Genomic DNA, 23,866 nt, shown 5'->3' with positions numbered 1-23,866 from the left:
GCCTGCCAGCACAGCCGAGTTCCGCGACCATCGCGGTCGCGCTCCCGGGCACCGTGGCGCGCCGGTGACGCGCGGCGCGGCCTCAGCTCTGGTTGAAGAACCCGCCCTCGGCGATGCGGCGCTTGTCCTCCGCGGCCACCGTCACGTTGGGCGGTGAGAGAAGGAACACCTTGTTGGTGATGCGCTCGATGTCACCACGCGTGGCGAAGATCAGCCCGGCGGCGAAGTCGACGAGGCGCTTGGCGTCCGCGTCCTCCATCTCGGAGAGGTTCATGATCACCGGGGTGCCGTCACGGTAGTTCTCGCCCACCTGGCGCGCCTCGTTGTAGGTCGTCGGGTGGAGCGTGACGATCCTGGAGAGCTCGGCGACCGACGGCACGACCGTCGGCCGGCGCCGCTCGGCGATGTCGGCCACCGGCGCGGGGCGCGACTCCCTGACCTCGCGGACCTCACGCGGTGCGCGGGCGGCGGGACGTGCGGGAGCGCCCTCCTGCACGCGGGTGTGGTCGTCGTCGCCGTCGTAGGAGCCGAGCTCCTCGTCGTACCGGCCGGTGTCCTCGAGCAGGCCGAGGTACTCACCGATCCTGCGCATCGCACCGCTCATTGGTTATCTCTCTTCCGCCTGTGGTGGAACTGCCTGGGACATTACTTGAGAGTGGGCCTCGAACCGAGGACCGCCGAGCCGACACGCACATGTGTCGCCCCCACGGCGATCGCCTGCTCCAGGTCCCCACTCATCCCGGCCGAGAGCCGGGTCGCATGGGGGTATTGCGCGGTGAACTCCCGCCGGATCGCCGCCAGCCGGGCGAAGGCCTCGGCGGGGTCCTCCCCCAGCGGCGCCACGGCCATCAGGCCGCAGAGCCGAAGCTCTTCCGCGGCGGTGACCGCCTCCGCGAGCGCCGCGAGATCAGCAGGCGCAGCGCCCGAGCGGCCCGGGTGGTCCGGCGGGTCGAGGCTCACCTGCAGGAGTACGTCGACGGGGTGGTCGCGCTGGCGGGCACCGCGCTGCAGGCCGCTGACGAGCTTGACCCGGTCGACGGACTCCACCACGTCGGCGTAGGCGGCCACGGCCGCCGCCTTGTTGCTCTGCAGGCCGCCGATGAAGTGCCAGCGCAACGGCTGATCCGGCCCGCGAGTCCGGCGCAGCTCGGCGGCCTTCGCCTCCGCCTCCTGGTGACGGTTCTCCCCGACGTCGGTCACGCCGAGGTCGGCGAGGATCTGGACGTCGGAGGCCGGAAAGTACTTCGTGACGACGACCAGACCCACCTCGCCGGGGTCGCGGCCCGCCTTCTCCGCGGCCACCGCGATGCGATGCCGGACCGTCGTCAGCCCGGCCTCGATCTCCTCCGCCCGGGTGGTCATGCCGCACCTCGCAACCGGATCACGGCACCGAGCGACATGCCGGCCCCGTCGCGGCGGTAGGAGTACAGGTCGGGCGACTCCCGCGTGCACCGGCCCGCGTCGAGTGTCGAGACACCCTCACGGTCGAGCTGCGCGCGGACACCGGCGGCGACGTCGAGGCTCGGGGTCCCCCAGCTGGTGGTCGCCCGGCTCGCCGGCTCGATCGCGGCGACCTCCTCCTGCAGCGCGGACGGGACCTCGTAGCACTTGCCACACACCGACGGGCCGAGCCAGGCGGTGAGCGATCCGGCGCCGAGCTCCCGCATCCGCGCGAGCGTCGCCGGCACCACGCCCGCCGCCATGCCTCGCCGACCGGCGTGCACCGCCCCGATCACCCCGGCGTCGGGATCGGCGAGCAGCACCGGCACGCAGTCGGCCATGCGCACCAGCAGGACGACGTCACGGTCGGTGGTGACGATGCCGTCGGCGTGCGGCCGCTCGCCCGGTCGAGCGAGGGCGACGTCGCGTCCGTGAACCTGGTAGAGATCGGCGTACGGCACGCCCGGAGCGAAGTCGCTGAGCAGCCGTCGGTGGTTCTCGGCCTTCGCCTCGAGGGAGTCAGGGCCGCTCACCGCGAGGTTGAGCTCGTCGAAGGGCGCAGCGCTGACCCCGCCGTACCTGTCCGTGAAGGCCAGGTCGACGGGGCCGAGCGAGGTGCGGAAGGAGTACAACCGAGGCCTTACTTCAAGAAGTCCGGCACGTCGAGGTCGTCGTCGCTGAAGTCGACGGACGGCGCGGGCTTGCGCACGGGCTGCTGCTGGGCCGGTGCAGGCTCGGTGGGCGGGGCCGGCGGAGCGGCGGGCGCCTGGCGGGGAGCGGCCGGGCGGGCGGTCTGCGCGGTGTCCTCGGTACGACGGCTCGCGACCGCCGCGACGGCGGCGCGGGTCTCCTCCTGCGACTGCTGGGGACGACTCTGGCGTGCCGGCTGACCGAGCACGCTCTCGCCCTCGCGGCGCTTCGGCATGCCACCGTCGAAGCCGGCGGCGATGACGGTCACCCGGACCTCGTCGCCGAGCGCGTCGTCGATGGTCGCACCGAAGATGATGTTGGCCTCTGGGTGGACCGCGTCCGCGACGAGCGCCGCCGCCTCGTTGATCTCGAAGAGACCGAGGTCGGAGCCACCGGCGATGGAGAGCAGCACGCCGTGGGCGCCGTCGATGCTGGCCTCGAGCAGCGGGCTGCTGACGGCCATCTCGGCGGCCTCGACCGAGCGGTTGTCGCCGCGGGCCGAGCCGATGCCCATCAGGGCCGAACCGGCGTTGGACATGACCGACTTCACGTCCGCGAAGTCGAGGTTGATCAGGCCGGGGGTGGTGATCAGGTCGGTGATGCCCGAGACACCCTGGAGGAGCACCTGGTCGGCCTGGCGGAAGGCGTCCATCACCGAGACGTTGCGGTCGCTGATCGAGAGCAGTCGGTCGTTCGGGATGACGATGAGGGTGTCGACCTCCTCGCGCAGCCGGGCGATGCCCTCCTCGGCGGAGTTGGCGCGCCGGCGGCCCTCGAAGGCGAACGGCCGGGTGACGACACCGATCGTCAGGGCGCCGAGGCTGCGGGCGATGCGCGCAACGACCGGCGCGCCGCCGGTGCCGGTGCCGCCGCCCTCGCCGGCGGTCACGAAGACCATGTCGGCCCCCTTGAGGACCTCCTCGATCTCGTCCGCGTGGTCCTCCGCCGCCTTCTCGCCGACATCCGGGTTGGCGCCGGCACCGAGACCGCGGGTCAGCTCGCGGCCGATGTCGAGCTTGACGTCGGCGTCGCTCATCAACAGCGCCTGGGCGTCGGTGTTGATCGCGATGAACTCGACCCCCTTGAGGCCGACCTCGATCATCCGGTTGACGGCGTTGACCCCGCCGCCACCGATGCCGACGACCTTGATGATCGCCAGGTAGTTCTGTGCAGCTCCCACGATGGTCGCCCCTTCGCTCCTGTTGCGCTGGTGTTGCTCTTGCTTGACGTCTGCCGGCGTGTCCCTCAACCCTGACCCTCAGCCTGAGGGTTATAGTTATGTCAACCTCGCCGTGTCAGAAACACTAGGCAGAGGTACGCCGTCGATCGTGGCGACACGCGGGTCGGATCGCAGATCGATCGGATCACGCCGCGTCGGGTCTCCCCGGCCGGCCGGGGAAATCGCCGCTCCCGGGCCTGCTCCCGCCTACCGCCCGGGCGAGACGACCGGCTGGCCGGGCACGGAGACGTCGTACTTCCCGGCGTCGGGGTTCGACTTCAGCACCGCCACGAGCACCTTCGCCTTCGTGGTGGAGTCGGCGGCGCCGCCCCAGACGACGGTGCGGCCGTCGCGGAGCGAGAGGGAGATGTCGTCGACCGTCGCGACGGCGACGTGGTCGACGCGGCGCGCGAGATCGGCCGGGAGCGCGGCCGCGACCTTGGCGGCCTCGCTGAGCGCCTCGCTGTCCGTGCCGGCCGAGCTCGTCACGCGCGGCAGGCCCGCCGGCGCCTTGGCATAGTGCCAGAAGACGGCGCCGGTGTCGTCGAGCGCACGCAGCCGCCCGCCGATCGAGACGACGGCCACCGGCTTCCGCTCGGTGATCTTGATGAGGATCCGGTCGGGCCATTCGCGGGACACGTCGACGGACTTCACCACCGGGAGGTTCGCCAGGATCCGCAGCCGGACGCCCGCGAGGTCGGCGGTGATGAGCGGGTCACCGACCGGAACGTCGGCGAACTTCTCGACCAGCGTCGGCGTCGCCATCGCGTGATCGCCCTCGATGTCGGCGCCCTTCACCTGGAGCCAGCGGGAGAAGTACGCCGCCCAGATGGCGACGCACAGCAACACGATGACCAGCAGCAGGACGATGACCCACTTCCAGGCCAGGAAGCGACGGCGCCACTGCCGCCGGGCGAAACGCCGTCGGCTCCGCAGCGTGGCCGCGTCGACCTCGGCGGTGTCGGAGACCGCCGCCGGCTCCGCGCGCCGGAGCCTACGCATCCTGACCCTCGAGCAGCGCGAGCACGCGGGGCGCGACCTCGGTGACGTTGCCGGCACCGAGCGTGACGACGAGGTCGCCGGGCCGGGCGCGGCGGACCAGCTCGGCCGCGGCCTCCTCGAGGCCGGGCACGAACGCGACCCGATCCGCGGGCAGCGGCACGGCGTCGGCGACGAGCCGGCCGGTGACCTCCGGGTCCGGGTCCTCCCTCGCGAGGTAGACGTCGAGGACGACGACCTCGTCGGCCGCTCCCAGCGCACGCCCCATGTCCTCGCCGAAGATGCGGGTCCGGGAGACCAGATGGGGTTGGAAGGCGACGATGAGGCGCCCCTCCCCCGCGACGGAGCGGGCCGCGACCAGGTCGCCGGCGATCTCCGCGGGGTGGTGTGCGTAGGAGTCGTAGACGCGGACGCCGCCGGCGTCGCCCTTGCGCTCCATCCGCCGACGCGTGCCGGTGAAGCTCTCCAGGCCGGCCTTGAGCAACTCGAAGGAGTAGCCCAGCCGGAGCCCCACGGTCAGCGCGGCGAGAGCGTCGGCGACGTAGTGGCGGCCGGGGATCTGGAGCATGACCCGGCCGAGCTCGACGCCGCCGCGGTCGACCACGGTGAACGACGACGTGGTGCCCTTCAGGACCACGTCGACGGCGCGTACGTCGGCGAGCTCGGACTCCCCCACCCCGACGAAGCGGCGCCCCAGCGACGAGGCGACGTAGCGGAGGTCGGCGGCGCCCGGGTCGTCGACGACCGCGACCAGCAGGCCGTCGGGGTCGAGCCGGCCGACGAACTGGGCGAACCCGTTGCGGTAGGACTCCTCGTCACCCCACTGGTCGAGGTGGTCGGCCTCGACGTTGGTGACCACGGCGACGTGCGGCTTGTAGACCAGGAACGCGCCGTCGCTCTCGTCGGCCTCGGCGACGAAGAGGTCGGAGCCGCCCTCGGCGGCGTTGGTGCCGCTCGCGGCGAGCTCGCCGCCGACGGCGTACGTCGGGTCGGCCCCCGCTGCCTGGAGCGCGACGGTCAGCAGGGAGGTCGTCGTGGTCTTGCCGTGGGTGCCGGCGACGGCGAGCACTCGGCGGCCCGCCATCACCGAGGCGAGCCCCGCGGAGCGCGGGTAGATCCGCAGCCCGAGGCGGACGGCCTCGACGTACTCAGGGTTGTCCTCGCGCACGGCCGTGGAGACCACGAGCGTGTCGGCCCCGCGGACGTGCTCCGCCGCGTGGCCGACGTGGACGGTCGCGCCCGCCTCGCGGAGCCGGTCGAGCGTGGGGCTGTCGACGCCGTCGCTGCCCGAGACCACGATGCCGCGGGCCAGCATGATCCGGGCGATGGCCGAGAGGCCTGCGCCGCCGATGCCGACGAAGTGGACCCGGCCGAGCTGCTCGGCGGGCAGGATCGTCTCGGGGACGGGGATCCTCACGGGGCTGCCACCTCGGCGATGATCCGGGCCAGCTGGTCGTCGGCGTCGCGCGGGATGAGGGCGCTCGCGGCGGTCGACATCGCGGCGAGCCGCGCCGGATCGGTCGCGAGGGCGGGCACGTGGGCCGTCACCCAGGCGGCGGTCAGCTCGGCGTCCGGCACGAGGAGCGCTCCCCCGGCCTCGACGACGGGCTTGGCGTTGAGCGCCTGCTCACCGTTGCCGATCGGCAGCGGCACGAAGATCGCGGGCACGCCGACGGCGGCCGCCTCGGTGACGCTGGAGGCCCCGGAGCGACCGATCATGAGGTCGGCCGCGGCGAGCGCGTAGTCCATCCGGTCGACGTAGTTCAGCACCACGTAGGGCACCGCCGTCCCGGGAGCGGTCACCTCGTTCTTCGGCCCGACGACGTGGAGGACCTGCACGCCGGCGTCCGCGAGCGCCGCAGCCGCGCCGAGGACGGCCTCGTTGAGGCGGCGGGCTCCCTGTGAGCCCCCGGTCACGACCAGCGTCGGGCGGTCGGGGTCGAGCCCGAAGAAGGCGCGCGCCTGCGCACGCAGCGCCGTCCGGTCGAGCGTCGAGATCATCCGGCGGATCGGGAGGCCGACGTACTCCGCCTTCGGCAGCCGGGTGTCGGGGAAGCTGACGCCGACGCGTCGGGCGATGCGCGCGCCGACCTTGTTGGCCAGCCCGGGCAGAGCGTTCTGCTCGTGGACGACGACCGGGATCCTGCGCCGCCGGGCGGCGAGGTAGGCGGGCATGGAGACGTACCCGCCGTAGCCGACGACGACGTCCGGCTCGACCCGGTCGAAGACGTCGTAGGTCGCCTTGACGGCGGCGCGCAGGTTGGTGGGCACGCGCAGCAGCTCGCCCGAGAGCCGCCGCGGCAGCGGCACCGGCGGCACGAGCTCGAGCGGATAGCCCGCCGCGGGGACCACGGTCGTCTCCAGGCCGCGCGGGGTGCCGAGACAGGTGATCGGGGTGGACTCGTCGAGCCGGCGCAACGCGTCGGCGGTGGCGAGCAGGGGCGAGGTGTGGCCGGCGGTACCGCCGCCCGCGAGAAGGACCTTCATCGTGCGTCGAATCTACCGGGGCTACCGGATCGGGCGGCCGGCACCGACGCCGGACGAACGGGTCTTCTTCCGCTGGGCCAGCGCCGCGGCGGCCTCGGGCTCGCGACGGGCGCAACCCAGCACCAGGCCGAGGGCGACCAGCGACGGGAGCAGCGCCGAGCCGCCGTACGACACCAGCGGGAGCGGGATGCCGATGACGGGCAGCAGGGCCAGCACCATGCCGATGTTGATCATCATCTGACCCATGAGCCAGACGACGACCCCGAACGAGACGAACCGGACGAACGGGTCCGTGGTCTGGCGCGCGACCTTGATGCAGGCGTAGGCGAGCGTGGCGAAGAGTGCGATGACGAGCAGGGTGCCGACCAGCCCGAGCTCCTCGCCGAGCACGGCGAAGATGAAGTCGGTGTGGGCCTCGGGCAGGTCGCCCCACTTCTGCTGGGAGGCACCGATGCCCTGGCCGAACCAGCCGCCTGTCGAGAGCGCGTAGAGCCCGTGGGCGGGCTGCCAGCCGGCGTCGTGGAAGTCCTTGAACGGGTCGACGAAGTTCGTGATGCGCTTGAGTCGCTCGGGGTTGGTGCCGATCAGGAAGATGACCGCGACGCCGATGACCGAGGCGGCCAGGCCGAAGAGCCGGCCCGGCGCACCGACCGCCCAGAGCGCGCCCAGCATGAGCGCGAAGAAGACCAGCGCTGTGCCGAGATCACGACCGGCGAGCACCAGCCCGATCGTCACGAGGAAGCCCGGCACGACCGGCACCAGCACGTGGTGGAGCGAGGCGAGGCGGCGCTCCTTGAGCGCATAGACGTGCGCCGACCACAGCACGAGCGAGAGCTTCGCGATCTCGGAGGGCTGGATCGAGAGGGAGCCGACGCCGAGCCAGTTCTGGTTGCCGTTGACGGCGTGACCGAGGAAGACGGTCGCCAACAGGAGCACGCAGGAGAGGACGTACGCCGGCCAGGCCAGCCGGCGCACCCAGCGCTGGCTGAGCCGGGACGCGATGAAGGCGCACGGGACGCCGACCGCGACCCACATCAGCTGGCGGGTGACCACCGTGTAGGAGTTGCCGTACTTCGTGAACGACCACACGCTCGAGGCTGAAAGCACCATGATGAGCCCGATGGTGAGCAGCAGCGCCGAGGAGCCGAGCAGCAGGTAGTAGGCCGCCAGCGGCCGGTCGAGCGCCTCCCGGAGGGTGGCGAACCAGCCGGGGCGGCGCGCGGTCTCGCCGTCAGCGAGAGTGTCGACGGGGGCCAGGGCGCCGGTGAGCTCGTCGGGTTCGACCGTGGTCATCGGCGGCGGCCCTCCTGCGTCTAGGCGTTCCTGCGGCGTACGGCGGCGGCGAAGGCCTCACCGCGTGCCTTGTAGTCGCGGAACTGGTCCTGCGAGGCGCATCCGGGCGCGAGCAGGACGGTGTCGCCCCCTTGCGCGAGCCCGGCGGCGGCCTCGACGGCCTGCTCCATGACTGCGGCACCAGTCTCGCCGTCGCCGACCGTGATGACGGGGACATCCGGCGCGTGTCGCGCGAGAGCGTCCGCGATCACGTCGCGGTCACGACCCACGAGCACGACACCGCGGAGGCGGCCGTGGACCTCCTCGACGAGGTCGTCGAAGCGCGCGCCCTTGGCGAGCCCGCCGGCGACCCAGACGACCGGATCGTAGGCCTGCAGCGAGGAGCGGGCGGCGTGCGGGTTGGTGGCCTTGGAGTCGTCGACCCAGGTGACGCCGTCCTGCGTCGCGACCACCTCGATGCGGTGTCCGTCCGGGCGGAACGCGCGGAGGCCGTCGCGCACCGCGGCCTGGCTCACACCGTGGGCCCGGGCGAGGGCGGCCGCGGCGAGCGCGTTCTGCAGGTAGTGGGGTGCGTCGCTGGCGAGGTCACGCACGGTGCACAGCTCCGCCGCGCTCGTCTGACGCTCCTCGATGAAGGCGCGGTCGACGAGGATGTCCTCGACGAGTCCGAGCATCCCGACGCCGGGCATGCCCAGCGTGAAGCCGATCGCGCGGGCACCCTCCTCGACGTCGGCCTCCCGGACGAGCTCCTCGGTGGTCGGGTCGGCGACGTTGTAGACGCACGCGCGGCGTACGCGCTCGAAGATGCGGCCCTTGTCGGCGGCATAGTCACGCATCCCGGTCGGCCCGGCGTACCAGTCGAGGTGGTCCTCGGCGACGTTGAGGACCGCCGCCGCCTCGGCGGCCATCGAGTCGGTGTAGTGCAGCTGGAAGCTGGAGAGCTCGACCGCGAAGACGTCGTAGGGCGCCGGGTCCATCACCGCCTCGACGATCGGACGCCCCACGTTTCCGACGCAGGCCGAGCGCAGGCCGGCGGCGCGCAGGATCGAGTCGAGCATCTGCACGGTCGTCGTCTTGCCGTTGGTGCCGGTCACGGCGAGCCAGGGCGCCGGGCCCTCGGGGTCGCGGAGACGCCAGGCGAGCTCGACCTCGCCCCAGACGGGGATCCCGCGTTCCCGAGCCTGGGCGAGCAGCGGGGCCGTCGGCTTCCAGCCGGGCGAGGTGACCACGAGGTCGGTCCCCTCGGGCAGGGTCGCGGTCGAGCCCTCCCCCAGCCGCACGGTCGCTCCGAGGACCTCGAGGAGCTGGGCCTTGTCCTGCCGCTCCGCGTCGCCGACCGACTCGTCGAGCGCGGTCACGGACGCGCCCAGGTGGGTGAGGTTGTCGGCCGCGGCGAAGCCGGACACGCCGAAGCCCGCGACGACGGCCCTGATCCCCTCCCAGGAGTCCTTCTGGCCGAGGCTGTCGAGTCGCCTGCTCATCAGATGCCCGCCACCCACTCGGCGTAGAAGATGCCGAGGCCGGTGGCGACGCACAGGCCGGTGATGATCCAGAAGCGGATGACCACCGTGATCTGCTCCCAACCGAGCATCTCGAAGTGGTGGTGGATGGGCGCCATCCTCAGGATGCGTCTGCCTTTGGTGACCTTGAAGAAGCTCACCTGCAGCATGACCGAGAGCGTCTCGACGACGAAGAGGCCGCCGAGGACGATGAGCAGCAGCTCGGTGCGCGACAGCACGGCCAGCCCGGCGAGGGCGGAGCCGAGCGCCAGCGAGCCGGTGTCGCCCATGAAGATCTTCGCCGGCGACGCGTTCCACCACAGGAAGCCGAAGCAGGCGCCGGTGATCGCCGACGCGACGATCGCGAGGTCGAGCGGGTCGCGGACGTCGTAGCAGGTGCCGATCTCGACCGAGGGCCGGCCGCAGCGCTGGTTGTTCTGCCAGATGTTGACGATCGTGTAGGCGCCGAAGACCATCGCGCTCGAGCCGGTGAGGAGGCCGTCGAGACCGTCGGTGAGGTTCGTGGCGTTGCTGGTCGCGGTGACCATCAGCCAGATCAGCGCCAGCACGATGACCGTCGGCAGCGTCCAGCCGAGGTCGCGGATGAAGGAGATCGCGTGGGAGGCCGGCTCGATGCCGCGGGCGTCCTTGAGCCCCGGCAGCAGCGCGAGGACGCCGAAGACGACCGCGATCACGGTCTGCCCCACCATCTTCGCCTTGCTCCGCAGGCCGAGGCTGCGCTGCTTGTAGACCTTGATGAAGTCGTCGAGGAAGCCGACCAGGCCCATCCCGACGAAGAGGAACAGCAGCAGCAGCGCCGAGGCCGACGGGGTCGACCCGGTCAGCAGCTTGGCGACGAAGTAGCCGACGACCGAGGCGACGATGATCCCCACTCCGCCCATCGTCGGCGTCCCGCGCTTGGTGTGATGACTGGTCGGCCCGTCGTCGCGGATCTCCTGCCCGTAGCCCCACTTCGTGAACTGCCGGATGGCGAGCCTGGTGCCGAGCAACGAGAGGAGCAGGCTGATGGCGCCGCTCAACAGGATTGCTCTCATGTCAGCCCGGTGTCCTCGTCTCTAGCTGTGCGTCCCGACCGAGGACCGGCCCCACAGCTCCCGGACCGGCCTCCGGCATTCTTCCCTACCCGACCGGCGAGCTGGTGGTGCCCCGCCGTACGGCCGTCACCGACGTGTGGCCAATGCCTCACGCGCGACGTCGCGGTCGTCGAACGGGTGCACGACGCCGCCGACCTCCTGGCCGGTCTCGTGGCCCTTGCCGGCCACGAGCACGATGTCGCCCGGCGCCGCCCGGCGTACCGCCTCCACGATGGCCGCACGCCGGTCGCCGATCTCGAGCACCTCCGCGGCGGCCGAGGTGGTTCCGGCGAGGACGGCGGCGCGGATCGCCGCCGGGTCCTCGCTGCGCGGGTTGTCGTCGGTGACGATGAGGACGTCGGCGAGCCGGCCCGCGATCTCGCCCATGATCGGACGCTTCCCGGCGTCACGGTCGCCCCCGGCCCCCAGGACGGCGATCACCCGGCCGCGCGTCAGCGGCCGCAGGGTGTGGAGCGCGGCCTCCACGGCGTCCGGCTTGTGGGCGTAGTCGACGACGAGGGTGAAGTCCTGCCCCTCGTCGATCCGCTCGAGCCGGCCGGGCACGCCGGCGCCCCGGCCGAGCGCGGAGGCGGCCGCCTCCAGCGTGCCTTCGGGCAGTCCTGCCTCCCCGATCGCGGCCAGCGCCGCGAGGCTGTTGACGACGTTGTAGTCGCCGGGCAGCGGGCAGCGGGCCCGCAGCTCGACGCCGCCCGGGCCGCGCAGGGTGAAGTCGGACCCGTCCGGGCCGAGTGCGACGTCGGTGGCCGTCCAGTCCGCGGCCGCGTCGTGGGTCGAGAGGGTCCGGACCGGGATCGGCGCCTGGGCGGCGAGCCGCCGGCCGTGCTCGTCGTCGATGTTGACGAGGCCCAGCCGCGCCCGCTCGGGCGTGAAGAGCGACGCCTTGGCCTGGTAGTAGTCCTCGATATCGCGATGGAAGTCGAGATGGTCCCGGCCGAGGTTGAGGAAGACCGCCACGTCGAAGACGACCCCGTCGACGCGCCCCATCACCAGGGCGTGGCTGGAGACCTCCATCGCGCAGGCGGCGACGTCCTCCTCGCGCATCCGCGCGAAGAGGCCGTGCAGGTCGGGCGCCTCGGGGGTCGTCAGCGTCGTCCTCACGTCGCGTCCGGCGATCCGGGTCCCGACCGTGCCGACGACCGCGGCCCGGACGCCCGCCTCCAGCAGCGCGCCCTCGGCGAGGCGGGTGGACGTCGTCTTGCCCTGGGTGCCGGTCACACCGATCATCCGCATGGCCGCGGCCGGGTCGCCGTAGACCAGCCGCGCCACCGCGCCGAGGAGGGCACGCGGGCGCTCGGTGACCAGGACCGGGACGGTCGGGTCGCCCATCCGAGCCAGGCCGTCGGAGTCGGTGAGCACCGCCACGGCGCCGTCCTGGAGCGCACCGGCGACGAAGGCGATGCCGTGGCTCCGGCTGCCGGGCAGGGCCGCATAGAGGTCGCCGGGCAGCACCCGCTGCGAGCTCAGCGACACCCCGGTCAGCGTGACCGCGCCGCTCGCATCGGCGTGTCCCGCGGGCTCGTGGATGGTGACCGCGGGGCCCAGCGCCGCGGTCAGCGCGTCGATGCGCACCGGCACCGGGTGGCGCGGCCGGGTCGCGACGTGAGGGCGGTCGAGGCCGTCGTACGGGCTGGTCACGCGGGCAGGTTAACCGGCGGCCGGTCGCCCGCCGATTCGTCGGCGGGCAACCGGCCGGATGGTGCCGGTCGCGCCGTCAGGCGTACCGGCGGCGCAGCTCGTCGAGCGAGGCGCCCTGGAGGGAGCGCGGCTCCTCGCCCGGCACGAGGAGGACGACAGGACGGTCGGTCGCGCCGGTGAGCGCGGCCGTGAGGCTTCCATCGGCGAACTGGACCACCGGGCCGCGCGGCGAGCGGCCCAGGGCGATCGCCCGGGCGTCCACCTCGGCCGCGTGGAGCGCGAGCACGCGTCCAGCCGTGGCGTGATCCCCCACGCTGTGGAGCACGAGACCGCTCGCGGTGACGCCGCGACCGGCGAGCCGGTCGAGATGGGCCTGGACGGTCGCGGCGGCCGCGCTCGGCTCCTCGGCGTCGATGGCGAACTCCTCGACGACCTCGGTCTCCCGGACGTGCACCACCTCGAGGGCGGCCCCCTCCTGCGCGGCGATGTCGGCGGCCTGGTCGACGACCGCGGCGGCGTCGTCCGTGGCACCGACCGCGACGATGACCGGACGCAGGCCCTTGGCCGGCAGCCCGACGGCCTCCAGCGACGGCGAGACGACCTCCTCGTCCTCGACAGAGGACTCGGCCGCCGTGATCAGCTTGCGGCCACTGAACAGGACCGGGATCGCGAGCAGGAAGGCGGCGGCGCCCACATAGAACGCGACCGACTGGTTGCTCGCCTCGGCGATCTTGCCCGCCACCCACGGCGCGAGACCGCCGCCGATGAAGCGGACGAAGCCGTACGCCGAGGAGGCGACCGGCCGCTCGACCGGCGAGACCAGCATGACCGCCTGGGTCGTCAGGGTGTTGTTGAGACCGACGAAGATGCCCGAGAGGACCACCGCGACGATGACGGTCGTCGGCGACGACTGCCGGGCGCCGATGCCGATGACGGCCAGCAGGACGGCCAGCCCGACCAGGTTGAAGTAGAGCGTGTGGGCGGTGCCGAACCGGCGCTGTGCCCAGGGGGCGCCCCATACGGAGAAGATCGCGACCAGGATGCCCCAGCCGAAGAAGACGTAGCCGAGCTGGACGGGCTTGGAGAGATCCATCGGGTACGGCGCGTAGCCGAGCAGCGTGAAGAAGCCCCAGTTGTAGAGCAGCGCCATGATGCCCATCGTCAACAGCCCACGGTGGCGCAGGGCGGCGAGCGGCGCGACGATCGAGGTCTTCTTCTCCGGCTTCGGCGTGGGCGGCAGGAAGAGCAGGGTCGCGAGCAGCGCGATGAACATGAGGATCGAGACGCCGAAGAACGGCCCGCGCCAGGAGATCCCGCCCAGGACACCGCCGAGCAGCGGACCGACGGCGATGCCGAGGCCGAGGGCGGTCTCATAGAGGATGATCGCGCCGGCGAAGCCGCCCGATGCGGACGCCACGATCACGGCCAGCGAGGTCGAGATGAACAGCGCGTTGCCCAGGCCCCAGCCGGCGCGGAAGCCGACGATGCCGTTCACCGAGTTCACCGTGCCGGCCAGGCCGGCGAAGACCACGATGAGGATCAGGCCGGCGATCAGCGTCCACTTCGCGCCGATCCGGCTCGAGACCCAGCCGACGACGAGCATCATCACCGCCGTGACGACCAGGTAGCTCGTGAACAGCAGCGACACCTGGGCCGGCGTCGCCTTCAGCTGGGTGGCCAGGACCGGCAGGATCGGGTCCACCAGGCCGATGCCCATGAAGGACACGACGCAGGCGAACGCGACGGCCCAGACGGCCTTCGGCTGTGTGAACGGACTGGCCGGGGCTCCGTGCCCCGACCCGTGGGGTGCACTCATGTGCGGTTCCTTCGCGAGTTGTTCGTGTTGTGCCTGTTTGTCCGGGCGCGGCGCGCTCAGTGCGACGCGCTCGCGTCGACGAGCCGCTCCAGGGCCGGCAGCGCCGCGGCGATCGCGGCCTGGTCGTCGGCTTCGAGCTCGTCCAGCAGCGCGTCGAGCACGCCCGCCCGCTCCGCGCGACGCTCGTCGAGGACCTGCTTCCCGCGCTCGGCCAGCCCGACGAGCACGACCCTCCGGTCGTCCTCCGCCGCGGTCCGCGCGACGAGGGCGTCGCGCTCCATGCGCGTGACGAGCTGGGTCATGGCGGGCTGGCTCACGCCGGTCGCCCGGGCGAGCTCGCTGACCTGGGTCGGGCCCTCCCGGCCCAGCCGGGCAAGGACGGAGGCCGCCGTCGGCGAGACGCCGCCGGCCGTCGAGATCTCCCGGATCAGTCGCACCAGGCTCTCGAGGGTCACCGACAGCTTCCTGCCCGTGACCGGTCGCGTTTCCATAATCTACTTATATCATAGGCGCATTATGCATCGGCCGTTGAGTCGCGGGACTCAACCCCGGGGCGGTCACCAGGTGGTGGGGAGCTTCGAGGCCGGCGTGTTGGTCGGCGGGACGCCGTACCGACGGAGTGCGAAGCCCATGATCTTGGAGAAGACCGGGCCGGCCACCGAGCCGCCCCCGCCGCCGTTGCGCGGGTTCTGGACCACGACATAGATGGTGAAGCGCGGGTTGTCCGCGGGGGCGAAGCCGGCGAACGACACGGTGAAGGTGCCGTCGTAGCAGTGGCACTTGGTGCTGACCCGCTGCGCCGTGCCGGTCTTGCCGGCGACGCGGTAGCCCGGGACGCCGGCCTTGGGGGCCAGCCCCGCCACCGGGTCGACGACCCGCTCCATCATGAGCGACATCTGCTTCGCCGCCGCGGCGCTCACGACGCGACGACGCGTGGCGGTGTCGGTGCCGACCTCGACGCCGGCGTCGTTGGTGGCGTGGCCGATGACCAGGCTCGGGTCGATCCGGACACCGCCGTCGGCGATCGTGTTGACCGCCGCCGCCTCCTGGAGCGCGTTGACGGAGAGCGACTGACCGAAGTCGATGCGGTCCTCGTCCGCGTCGTTCCAGACCGACGTCGACGGCAGCAGCCCGGCCGACTCGCCCGCGAGTCCGACGTTGGTGCGCTGGCCGAGGCCGAACTTCACCAGGTAGTCGCGGAGCTGGCCCTTCTTGAACTTGTTCGAGGCCAGCACGGTGCCGATGTTGGACGACTGGGCGATGACGCCGGCGAGGGTCAACTTGACCGTGCCGTGCGCCCACCAGTCGTGGATGTAGGCGTCACCGCTCTTGTACTCCCCCGGCACGGTGAGCTTCGTCCGGTCGGTCACCTTGCCCGCGTCGATGAGGGCCGAGAGGGTCAGCACCTTCTCGACCGAGCCGGGCTCGTAGGGGTCGGAGAGGGACGGCACGCCGCGGTACTTCTGCGGCGTCGCACCGGGGTCCTGGGCGTTGTAGGTGGGGTAGTCCGCCTGGGTCAGGACCTCGCCCGTCTTGGTGTCCATGACGATCGCCATGCCGGACTCGGCGTTGGCGTCCTGGACGGCCTTCATGAGGACCCGCTGGGAGTACCACTGCAGGTCACGGTCGATCGTGAGCGTGAGATTCTGCCCGTCGATCGGGTTGACCCGGCTGCTCTTCCCCAGCGGGATCCGGGTGCCGCCGGCGGCCTTGTCCTGCTCGTAGGTCGCCTTGCCGTCCTTGCCGGCCAGGTGCTTGTTGAAGGCGAGCTCCATCCCGGCGAGCGGCCCGTCGGTGCCGATGAAGCCGACCAGGTTGGCGGCGACGTCGCCGGCCGGGTAGTCGCGGATCGGGTCGCGCTCGGTGGTCAGGCCGTCGTACCCCTTCTTCTCGGCGGCCTGGACCGCCGCGGTGGCGAGGGTCGCGGGGACGTTGCGCGCGACGTACTGGAAGCGGCTCCCCGCGCCGCTGGTCTTGCGGAGCTTGGCCAAGGTGGCGGCGTAGTCGATCTTGAGCCGCTTGGACAGCAGCGTGGCGAGCTCGGCGGCGTGCTGCGAGGTCAGCGACGGGTCCGCGATCACCATGAGACCGTCGACGGAGTCGGCCAGCGGCTCGCCGTTGCGGTCCAGGATGTCGCCACGCTCGGCCGGCAGCACGACGTCGACGAGGTTCTCCTTCGCAGCGGCCGCGGCGTAGGCGTGCGGGTCGAAGCCCTGCAGCTGGACGAGGCGCGCGCCGAAGACCGAGAGGATCATGGCGATCACGACGAACCCCACCCGCAGCCGGACGTCGAGGCGGGCGGCGGAACGCACCGGCCGGCGGCCTCCGAGCAGACCGGACACCAGCCCCGGTCCCCTGCCGCTACGGCCCCGCATTGGTCGACCCACTCTCTCCCCCGTGTGTGATCAGTGGTGCTGCTGTGACTCGTGTGGTTCTTGTCTACAGGTGGTACGACGCCGCCGCCGTCACCGACGCGCGTGTCGGTCGGTCTTGGCCTGCGTCGTCGTGGCCGGCGGCGTGACGGCGTACGCCGGCTTGGCGATGCGCGGGTAGAGCGGCGGGGTCGCGCTGCGGTCCGCCGGCACGGCGGTGCCCTCAACCTTGCCGTTCGGGACGTGGATCAGCGCCGGGCTGGCGGGGATCACCATGCCGAGCCGCTGCGCCCGGGCCGCGATGTTCTGCGGGTCCTGCAGCCGCTGGATCTGCGAGCTCAGCGACTCCTGGCGCGCGGCGAGGTTCGTGGCCTGCTCCTGCAGCTTGTTCTCGGCGAACGCCGCCTGCTGCATCGAGGTGTTGAAGCAGAGCAGACCGACCACGCCGCCGACGAGGATCACGCTCACGAGGACGACGAATGGCAGCCGGGCCGCCGACGACCGGCGGTCGGGGACGACGGTGAGGCGGACGCGCTCGCGGCCCTCCAGCAAGGGGGCGAGACGGCTGCGGACCTGCTGGGCGGCGGTGCTGCTCATGGCGGTGGCTCCTCGGACGGACTAGCGGCGGGACTGCTGCGGGCGGACGCGTTCGACGGCACGGAGGCGGACCGACGCGGCGCGCGGGTTCTCCTCGATCTCGGCCGGGGTGGCCTGTTCGCTCCCCCGGGTGACGAGCCGGATCTCCGGCTCCATCCCCTCGGGCACGAACGGCAGGTCGGGCGGGACCTCGAGCCGGGTGGCCCTGGTGAAGACCTGCTTGACGAGCCGGTCCTCCAGGGAGTGGTAGGACTCGACGACGACACGGCCACCGACCGCGATCGCCTCGAGCGAGGCGGGCAGGGCGGCGCGCAGCGCACCCAACTCGTCGTTGACCTCCATGCGGAGCGCCTGGAAGGTGCGCTTGGCCGGGTGGCCGCCGGTACGCCGGGCGGGCGCCGGGATCTCCGCATACAGCAGCTCCACCAGGCCCGCGCTCGTGGTGAACGGCTCGCGCTCGCGGCGACGGACGATCGCGCGCGCGATCTTCGCGGCGAACTTCTCCTCGCCGTACTCGCGCAGGACACGGGTGAGGTCGCCGACGGAGTAGGTGTTGAGGACGTCGGCCGCGGTCGGACCGGTCGTGGCGTCCATCCGCATGTCGAGCGGGGCGTCCTCGGCGTAGGCGAAGCCACGCTCGCGCTGGTCGAGCTGCATCGAGGAGACACCCAGGTCGAAGAGGACCGCGTCGACCTGCGCGAGCCCCTGGTCGGCGATGACGTCCAGCAGCTCGTCGTACACCGCATGGACGCCGACCCAGCGCTCCCCGAAGCCCGCGAGCCGCTCACCGGCGAGCGCGAGCGCGCTGGTGTCCCGGTCGATCCCGATCACGCGGGCGGTGGGGATCCGCTGCAGCACGGCCTCCGTGTGGCCCCCGTGACCGGTGGTGCAGTCCACGAGGACGGCGCCGTCGCGCTCGAGCGCCGGGGTCAGCAGCGCGACGATCCGGTCGAGCATGACCGGGACGTGCTGCTGGCCTGCCACCTGTTCGACCCCCATCGCGTGGCTCGGTGTTGCGGATGCGTGCTGGAAATGCGGCGGATCCGCAGAGCCAGGTCTCATGCCCGCTCCCGGGGAAGTGGTCCGTTCCGGCGCCGGGGAAGGTGCGTCGGACGACCGTGAGAGCGGGACTGAGACCTCGTCCTGCGGATCCGCTGTTGACTTCTAGTTCTGCTGGCCGGGGTCCTCGTCGAGCTCTGCGAACTTCGCCTGCGCTGCGGCGGAGTACTCCGTCCAGCGGGTCGGCTCCCAGATCTCGATCCGGTCCATCACGCCGATCACCACCACGTCCTTGGTGATGCCGGCGTAGGCCCGCAGGAGCGGCGGGATGCCGATCCGCCCCTGCTTGTCCGGTGAGGACTGCTCGGCGCCCGCAAAGAGGACACGCGCATAGTCACGCGCCCCCCTCGACGTCAGCGGCGTCTGCTGAGCCCTCGCGGCCTCCTGCATGAAGACGTCCTCGGGCCACACGACCAGGCAGTTCTCCTGACCCTGTGTCACGACGACCCCCTCAGCCAGTCGGTCACGGAACTTGGCCGGGAGGAAGAGCCGTCCCTTCTCGTCCAGCTTCGGCGTGTAGGTGCCCATGAAGAACATCGGGCGCCTCCAGGTCGATCCGGATGATCCGGCCTACGGGATCTTCCTCCACTTTGCTCCACCCTACTCCACAATCCCCCACCGTCAACCACATCGCACCCCTGCGGCTCGTGTCGCGGCTCCACCCGCGCCCGCCGAGCACCGCTGAGGCACCGTGGATCGCGGTGGATCGCGGCCGATCGCGGTGGTGGAGCACCGTGGTGGAGGAAGGTGGAGGGATCCGGTGGGGCGTGGTGGGGAACCTGGGAGGGCAAGAGAGCGACACCGGTGCGGGTGAACCGCGATGGCCCCGGCGTCGTCACACAAACATCAGCGAGACCTCAGACAGCAGACGCGGCGCCCGCCGACCCCGTACGGTGGAGGGCGACGCAGCCGACCCTCGTGGAGTGGTCGCGGGGAGCCGGTCGAGGATCTGGAAGGACCACAGGTGAGCACGCCGACGCATGTGCCCTCGGGAGGGGCGGACCTCGAGACGGTGGCGCGCGTCACCGCCGGGATCCGCCACAACGTCGAGAAGGTCATCGAGGGCAAGTCCGACGTCGTCTTCTCGACGCTCGTCGTGCTGTTGGCCGAGGGCCACCTGCTCATCGAGGACGTGCCGGGCGTGGGGAAGACCCAGCTCGCCAAGGCGCTGGCCCGCAGCATCGACTGCTCGGTTCGGCGCATCCAGTTCACGCCTGACCTGCTGCCCTCCGACGTCACCGGCGTCGCGGTCTTCAACCAGAACACCCGCGAGTTCGAGTTCCGCCCGGGCGGCGTGTTCGCCAACATCGTCGTCGGCGACGAGATCAACCGCGCCTCCCCCAAGACCCAGTCGGCGCTCCTGGAGTGCATGGAGGAGCAGCAGGTGACGGTCGACAACGTCACCTACCAGCTCGAGTCGCCGTTCATGGTGATCGCGACCCAGAACCCGATCGAGATGGAGGGCACCTACGCGCTGCCCGAGGCCCAGCGCGACCGGTTCATGGCCCGCGTGTCGGTCGGCTACCCGCCCGCCGCGGCGGAGATCTCCATGCTCGCGAGCCACACGGGCGCCAACCCGCTCGACGACCTCGAGCCGGTGACGGACGCGGCCGAGATCCGCAAGATCATCGGCATCGTCAAGCAGGTGTACGTCGCCGACGCGGTGCGCCAGTACACCGTGGCGATCGCCTCGGCGACCCGCGTCAACGGCCAGCTCGCGCTCGGTGCGTCGCCGCGGGCGACGCTCCACCTGCTGCGGGCGGCGAAGGCCTCGGCTGCGCTCCAGGGTCGCGACTACGTCCTGCCCGACGACGTCCGCGCGCTGGCCGTGCCGGTCCTGGCCCACCGGCTGCTCCCCAGCGCCGCAGCCGCGATGAACGGCCTGTCGGTCGCCGACATCCTCACGGGCGTCGTCTCCGGCGTACCCGTGCCGCCGTCGCTCCCGCCCTCCCCTCGGTGATCCGGTGCGCGAGGCACTCGCCGGCCTGACCGTCCGCGGACGGGCGTTCCTGGCCGCCGGCGTCACGGCGGTCGCTTGCGCCGTCGTGCTCGACCAGCGGACGCTGGTGCGGGTCGGCGTGCTGCTCGTGGCGCTGCCGCTCGTGACGGCGTTCGTGGTGGGTCGCGGTCGCTACCGGCTCTCGCTGGTCCGCACCATCTCGCCCCAGCTCACCGAGGCGGGCCAGCCCGCGCGCGTCGACCTCGTCCTCACCAACGAGGGCTGGATCCCGACCGGGTCGCTGCTCCTCGAGGAGGGTCTGCCCTACTCGCTCGGCGGCCGCCCGCGGTTCGTCGTCGACCGGATCGGCCATGGCTGGCGCCGCCGGGTCACCTACCAGGTCCGCTCCGACGTCCGTGGACGTTTCGACATCGGCCCCATGCGGGTGCGGGTCGCCGACCCGTTCGGTCTCGTCGAGCTCGGCCGCTCCTTCCAGACCACCACCTCGTTCACGGTGACGCCGCGGACCGTCACGCTCTCCCCCATCGACCTGAGCGGCACCGCCAGTGCCTCCGGCGACAGCCGCCCGCGCTCGTTCTCCGGTGGGAGCGCGGAGGACGTGACGGTCCGCGAGTACCGCCGCGGCGACGACCTGCGCCGGGTCCACTGGCGCAGCTCCGCGCGGGTCGGCCAGCTCATGGTCCGGCGCGAGGAGCAGCCGTGGCAGGCGCGGGCCACGGTGTTCCTGGACAACCGCCGCGTGGCACATCGCGGCCAGGGCGCGGCGTCCTCGTTCGAGGCCGCCGTCGTCGCCGCGGCCTCCATCGCGCTCCACCTGCGCCAGCGCGGGTTCACGGTCCGCCTGGCGACCTCGTCCGGTGACCTGTCCGGCTGGCATAGCCGCGACGGCGAGGCCGACACCACCGGGCTTCTCGAGACGCTCGCGCTCGTCCAGCTCGCGCCTCACCCGCTCGTCGACGACTCCTGGGTGGGTGAGGCCGGCCAGAGCGGTGTCACGGTCGCCGTCCTGGGTGCGGTCGACGAGGGCGACGTCGCCGTGCTCCGCCGCGTGCGTCACCACGCGGGTGCCGCGCTCGCCCTCGCCCTCGACGTCGACCAGTGGGCCACCTCATCGACCCCGCAGTCGCCATCGGCGCCGGCGCCTGCGCTGGGCGGCCTCAAGATCCTGACCGTCCACGGCTGGAAGGCCGCCGGGCTCGGACCGGGCGACCGTCTCGACCAGGCCTGGCGCGAGCTCGGTGCCCGCGCCGCCACGGCGACGTACGGCGTCGTCCCGCCGACGCCGGCGGGCGAGGAGGTGGGCTGATGCCGCGCCGGTACGACGTCTGGGCCCCGCTCCTCACCGTGGCGACGGTATGGCTGGCGTTGCTGTCGTGGCGCAGCTTCACCGCCGACCCGCACTCCTACCTCGCGCCTGCCGCGTTCCTCGGCGTCGTCATCGTCGGCGTCGGCGCGCTCGGGCGGGCGGTGCGGCTGCGGACACCGCTCGTCGTCCTCGCCCAGCTCGTCATCGGCGGGCTGGTCACCGACGCGGTGATCTTCGGCTCGCCGCTCCCGCTCTCGTCCGGAGCCCGCGCCCATGTCGTCGACGTGTTCAACACCGCCTACGACACCGTGACCCGATCCGACCTTCCGGTCCGCGTCGGCGACGGCGGCATCGCGCCGTATCTCCTGCTCGGGGCGGCGGCGGCGTTCCTGCTTGGCGACCTGCTCGCCAACCGCCTCCACCGTCCTCCGCTCGCCGGGCTGGTGCTGCTGGCGATCTTCAGCGTGCCGTTCAGCATCGTCGGCGGCGGTGTCGCGTGGTGGGTCTTCGCACTCACAGCGGCTGGGTTCCTCGCCCTGCTGGCGTTGCAGCAGGCCGAGCGCATCGCCCACTGGGGCCGCCACCTCGGCGACACCGCCGCCGCCGGCATCGCGGCCGACCCGGTCGGGGCGCGGTCGCCGGCGCGGGTGCGGAGCCGGGCCGTCGGCCCGGGCGCGATCGGGCTCGCAGCGACGGCCTGCGCGATCGTCGTGCCGGTCTTCGTGCCGACCCTCCACCTCGACCTGAGCGGGTTCGGGCCCGGCTCGGGCGGCGGCGGCCCGATCCGGGTCACCAACCCGACGGTCGGCATGTACGACGACCTCAAGAACCGCTCCGACACCCCGCTCGTCTACGTGCACACCGGCCGCGGCGCGGCGACGCCGCCGGCGTACCTGCGGATCGCGACGCTGACCTCGTTCAACGGCACCGAGTGGACGCCGGGCGGCCGCAGCATCCCGCCGTCCCACACCGCTCACACCAGCTTCGACCCACCCGAAGGGGACGGTGCCCTGCTCGGGGCGCCCACGACGTACACGCTCACGGCGACCCCGGACTTCCAGTCCAAGTGGCTGCCGACCTTCTACTACCCGACCCGGGTCGACGCCGCCGGCGACTGGCGCTACGACGACGACACGCTGGACTTCATCTCCGGCGACCGGGGCGGCGGACTCACGACGGCCGGCGAGACCTGGACGGTGACGTCGGCGCCGGTCCAGCCGCCCCAGGACCTCCTGCTCGCGGCGCCGTTCACGACGAACGGCGTGCCGGCGGCCTACACCGCGCTTCCGGACCTGCCGGCCGAGTTCGGGCGGATCGCACGGGAGAGAACGGCCGCGGAGTCGACCCCGTTCGCCAAGGCCGTCGCGCTCCAGGACTGGTTCCACTCCAGCGGCGAGTTCACCTACAGCCTGGACCGGCCGGGCGGCACGGGGCGCAACGACCTGCTCCACTTCGTCACCGACCAGAAGATCGGCTACTGCCAGCAGTTCGCCACCGCGATGGCGGCCATGGCTCGCGAGCTCGGCATCCCGGCCAGGGTCGCTGTCGGCTTCCTCAACCCCACGGCGATGGGCGGCGGCAACTACGTCTTCCGTGCCCGCGACATGCATGCCTGGCCGGAGCTGTGGTTCCAGGGCGTGGGATGGGTGCGCTTCGAGCCGACGCCGGCCGCTGCGGACACCTCCGTGCCGGGCTACACCATCGGCGTCCTCGGCGGCCAGGGTGGCGACGACACCGGCTCGCAGACGACGCAGGGTCCCGGCTCCCTGCCGACGCAGAACGTCTCGCCGAACCATCGTGGCGACGTGCCGCAGCCCGGAGCGAACGACACGACCTCACCGTCCGGCGCGAACGCGTCCGACGACGGCGGACACGGCTGGCTGGTCGCGGTCGCCGTCGTGGCGGGCCTGCTCCTGCTCGTCGGCGCGAGCGTGGGCCTGCCGCTCTGGGTCCGGCTCCGGCGTCGTTCCCGCCGTCTGCACGGAGGTGCCGAGGACGGCTGGGCGGAGCTGCGTGACAGCGTGCGCGACCTCGGCCTGCCGTGGTCCGACGACCTCTCACCGCGGTCGGCCGGCCGACAGCTTCACGGACATCTTCGTGGCGCGACGGCGCGCGATGCGCTCGAGCGCATCGTGGTCGCGGTGGAGCGCAGTCGCTATGCCCGCGTCGCGTCCCAGGAGCCGATCGGGGACGACGTGCGGCTCGTCGTCGAAGCCCTGCGGGAGGACGCCGACCCCGCCAGCCGACGGCGCTCGGGGCTGTGGCCGCGCTCGGTCATGAGCACCCGGCGGCGCCAGCCCGCACCGCGTCCCGAGCAGGAGCGCGAGCTCGTCGACCACATGGGGTGACCGGCCACGCCAGGCCGGTCAGCGCGGCGTG

At 72.3% G+C, this 23,866-nt stretch carries 20 protein-coding genes; 3 read left to right on the top strand and 17 right to left on the bottom strand.

The annotated features are described in order from the left end of the window. Positions 1-82 precede the first annotated feature (82 nt). The 17 genes from AB3X52_RS07665 to mraZ form a co-directional block, all read right to left on the bottom strand. Entirely contained in the window at positions 83-604 is a 522-nt protein-coding gene (locus AB3X52_RS07665) for a cell division protein SepF (RefSeq protein WP_367992920.1), read from the bottom strand. A gap of 41 nt (positions 605-645) precedes the next feature. Beyond that, the gene (locus AB3X52_RS07660; RefSeq protein WP_367992918.1) at positions 646-1,362 is read right to left on the bottom strand and encodes a YggS family pyridoxal phosphate-dependent enzyme; all 717 of its coding nucleotides are present in this window, start codon (positions 1,360-1,362) and stop codon (positions 646-648) included. Further along, complete coding sequence (gene pgeF / locus AB3X52_RS07655) at positions 1,359-2,072, bottom strand: peptidoglycan editing factor PgeF (protein ID WP_367992916.1); 714 nt, start codon at positions 2,070-2,072, stop codon at positions 1,359-1,361. Before pgeF ends, AB3X52_RS07660 begins: the two co-directional genes overlap by 4 nt. Positions 2,073-2,080: 8 nt before the next feature. Beyond that, positions 2,081-3,313: a cell division protein FtsZ gene (ftsZ, locus tag AB3X52_RS07650; RefSeq protein WP_367993022.1), complete on the bottom strand. Its 1,233-nt coding sequence runs from the start codon at positions 3,311-3,313 to the stop codon at positions 2,081-2,083. Positions 3,314-3,556: 243 nt separating this feature from the next. Next, a complete protein-coding gene (locus AB3X52_RS07645) occupies positions 3,557-4,351 on the bottom strand; it encodes a cell division protein FtsQ/DivIB (protein ID WP_367992914.1) in 795 nt (264 codons plus the stop codon). Continuing rightward, the gene (gene murC / locus AB3X52_RS07640) at positions 4,344-5,765 is read right to left on the bottom strand and encodes a UDP-N-acetylmuramate--L-alanine ligase (RefSeq protein WP_367992912.1); all 1,422 of its coding nucleotides are present in this window, start codon (positions 5,763-5,765) and stop codon (positions 4,344-4,346) included. Before murC ends, AB3X52_RS07645 begins: the two co-directional genes overlap by 8 nt. Beyond that, the gene (gene murG / locus AB3X52_RS07635; protein ID WP_367992910.1) at positions 5,762-6,835 is read right to left on the bottom strand and encodes an undecaprenyldiphospho-muramoylpentapeptide beta-N-acetylglucosaminyltransferase; all 1,074 of its coding nucleotides are present in this window, start codon (positions 6,833-6,835) and stop codon (positions 5,762-5,764) included. The genes murC and murG overlap by 4 nt, the downstream gene beginning before the upstream one ends. Before the next feature lie 21 nt (positions 6,836-6,856). Beyond that, positions 6,857-8,128 carry a putative lipid II flippase FtsW gene (ftsW, locus tag AB3X52_RS07630; RefSeq protein ID WP_367992908.1) on the bottom strand — a complete coding sequence of 424 codons (1,272 nt, stop codon included), beginning with the start codon at positions 8,126-8,128 and terminating at the stop codon, positions 6,857-6,859. A gap of 20 nt (positions 8,129-8,148) precedes the next feature. Next, positions 8,149-9,609 carry a UDP-N-acetylmuramoyl-L-alanine--D-glutamate ligase gene (gene murD / locus AB3X52_RS07625; RefSeq protein ID WP_367992906.1) on the bottom strand — a complete coding sequence of 487 codons (1,461 nt, stop codon included), beginning with the start codon at positions 9,607-9,609 and terminating at the stop codon, positions 8,149-8,151. Next, entirely contained in the window at positions 9,609-10,682 is a 1,074-nt protein-coding gene (mraY, locus tag AB3X52_RS07620; RefSeq protein ID WP_367992904.1) for a phospho-N-acetylmuramoyl-pentapeptide-transferase, read from the bottom strand. Before mraY ends, murD begins: the two co-directional genes overlap by 1 nt. A 126-nt stretch (positions 10,683-10,808) precedes the next feature. Continuing rightward, positions 10,809-12,377, bottom strand: a complete 1,569-nt coding sequence (locus tag AB3X52_RS07615) for a UDP-N-acetylmuramoyl-L-alanyl-D-glutamate--2,6-diaminopimelate ligase (protein WP_367992902.1) — start codon at positions 12,375-12,377, stop codon at positions 10,809-10,811. Between the two features lie 76 nt (positions 12,378-12,453). After that, the gene (locus tag AB3X52_RS07610; RefSeq protein ID WP_367992900.1) at positions 12,454-14,193 is read right to left on the bottom strand and encodes an MFS transporter; all 1,740 of its coding nucleotides are present in this window, start codon (positions 14,191-14,193) and stop codon (positions 12,454-12,456) included. A 56-nt stretch (positions 14,194-14,249) separates the two neighbouring features. Then, positions 14,250-14,648, bottom strand: coding sequence for a MarR family transcriptional regulator (locus AB3X52_RS07605; RefSeq protein ID WP_367992898.1), 399 nt, complete (start codon positions 14,646-14,648; stop codon positions 14,250-14,252). A gap of 102 nt (positions 14,649-14,750) precedes the next feature. Continuing rightward, positions 14,751-16,505: a peptidoglycan D,D-transpeptidase FtsI family protein gene (locus AB3X52_RS07600; RefSeq protein ID WP_367992896.1), complete on the bottom strand. Its 1,755-nt coding sequence runs from the start codon at positions 16,503-16,505 to the stop codon at positions 14,751-14,753. A gap of 153 nt (positions 16,506-16,658) precedes the next feature. Then, entirely contained in the window at positions 16,659-17,162 is a 504-nt protein-coding gene (gene ftsL, locus AB3X52_RS07595; protein ID WP_367992894.1) for a cell division protein FtsL, read from the bottom strand. Between the two features lie 21 nt (positions 17,163-17,183). Beyond that, entirely contained in the window at positions 17,184-18,161 is a 978-nt protein-coding gene (rsmH, locus tag AB3X52_RS07590) for a 16S rRNA (cytosine(1402)-N(4))-methyltransferase RsmH (RefSeq protein ID WP_367992892.1), read from the bottom strand. A 165-nt stretch (positions 18,162-18,326) separates the two neighbouring features. Next, complete coding sequence (gene mraZ, locus AB3X52_RS07585) at positions 18,327-18,758, bottom strand: division/cell wall cluster transcriptional repressor MraZ (protein ID WP_367992890.1); 432 nt, start codon at positions 18,756-18,758, stop codon at positions 18,327-18,329. 427 nt (positions 18,759-19,185) lie between these two features. Between mraZ and AB3X52_RS07580 the strand changes: the two genes are divergently transcribed. Genes AB3X52_RS07580 through AB3X52_RS07570 form a run of 3 tightly spaced genes read left to right on the top strand, consistent with a single transcriptional unit; the run spans position 19,186 to position 23,835 of the window. Further along, on the top strand, positions 19,186-20,181 hold the full coding sequence (locus AB3X52_RS07580; protein ID WP_437440541.1) for an AAA family ATPase: 996 nt from the start codon (positions 19,186-19,188) through the stop codon (positions 20,179-20,181). A 4-nt stretch (positions 20,182-20,185) separates the two neighbouring features. Next, a complete protein-coding gene (locus AB3X52_RS07575; RefSeq protein ID WP_367992888.1) occupies positions 20,186-21,487 on the top strand; it encodes a DUF58 domain-containing protein in 1,302 nt (433 codons plus the stop codon). Further along, positions 21,487-23,835: a transglutaminase TgpA family protein gene (locus tag AB3X52_RS07570; protein ID WP_367992886.1), complete on the top strand. Its 2,349-nt coding sequence runs from the start codon at positions 21,487-21,489 to the stop codon at positions 23,833-23,835. The genes AB3X52_RS07575 and AB3X52_RS07570 overlap by 1 nt, the downstream gene beginning before the upstream one ends. Positions 23,836-23,866: the final 31 nt, after the last annotated feature.

Origin of the sequence: Nocardioides eburneus, from assembly GCF_040838215.1 — a bacterium.
Classification (GTDB): domain Bacteria; phylum Actinomycetota; class Actinomycetes; order Propionibacteriales; family Nocardioidaceae; genus Nocardioides; species Nocardioides eburneus.
Note: the sequence above shows the minus strand (reverse complement) of the source record. Positions and strands in the feature narration are given on the sequence as shown.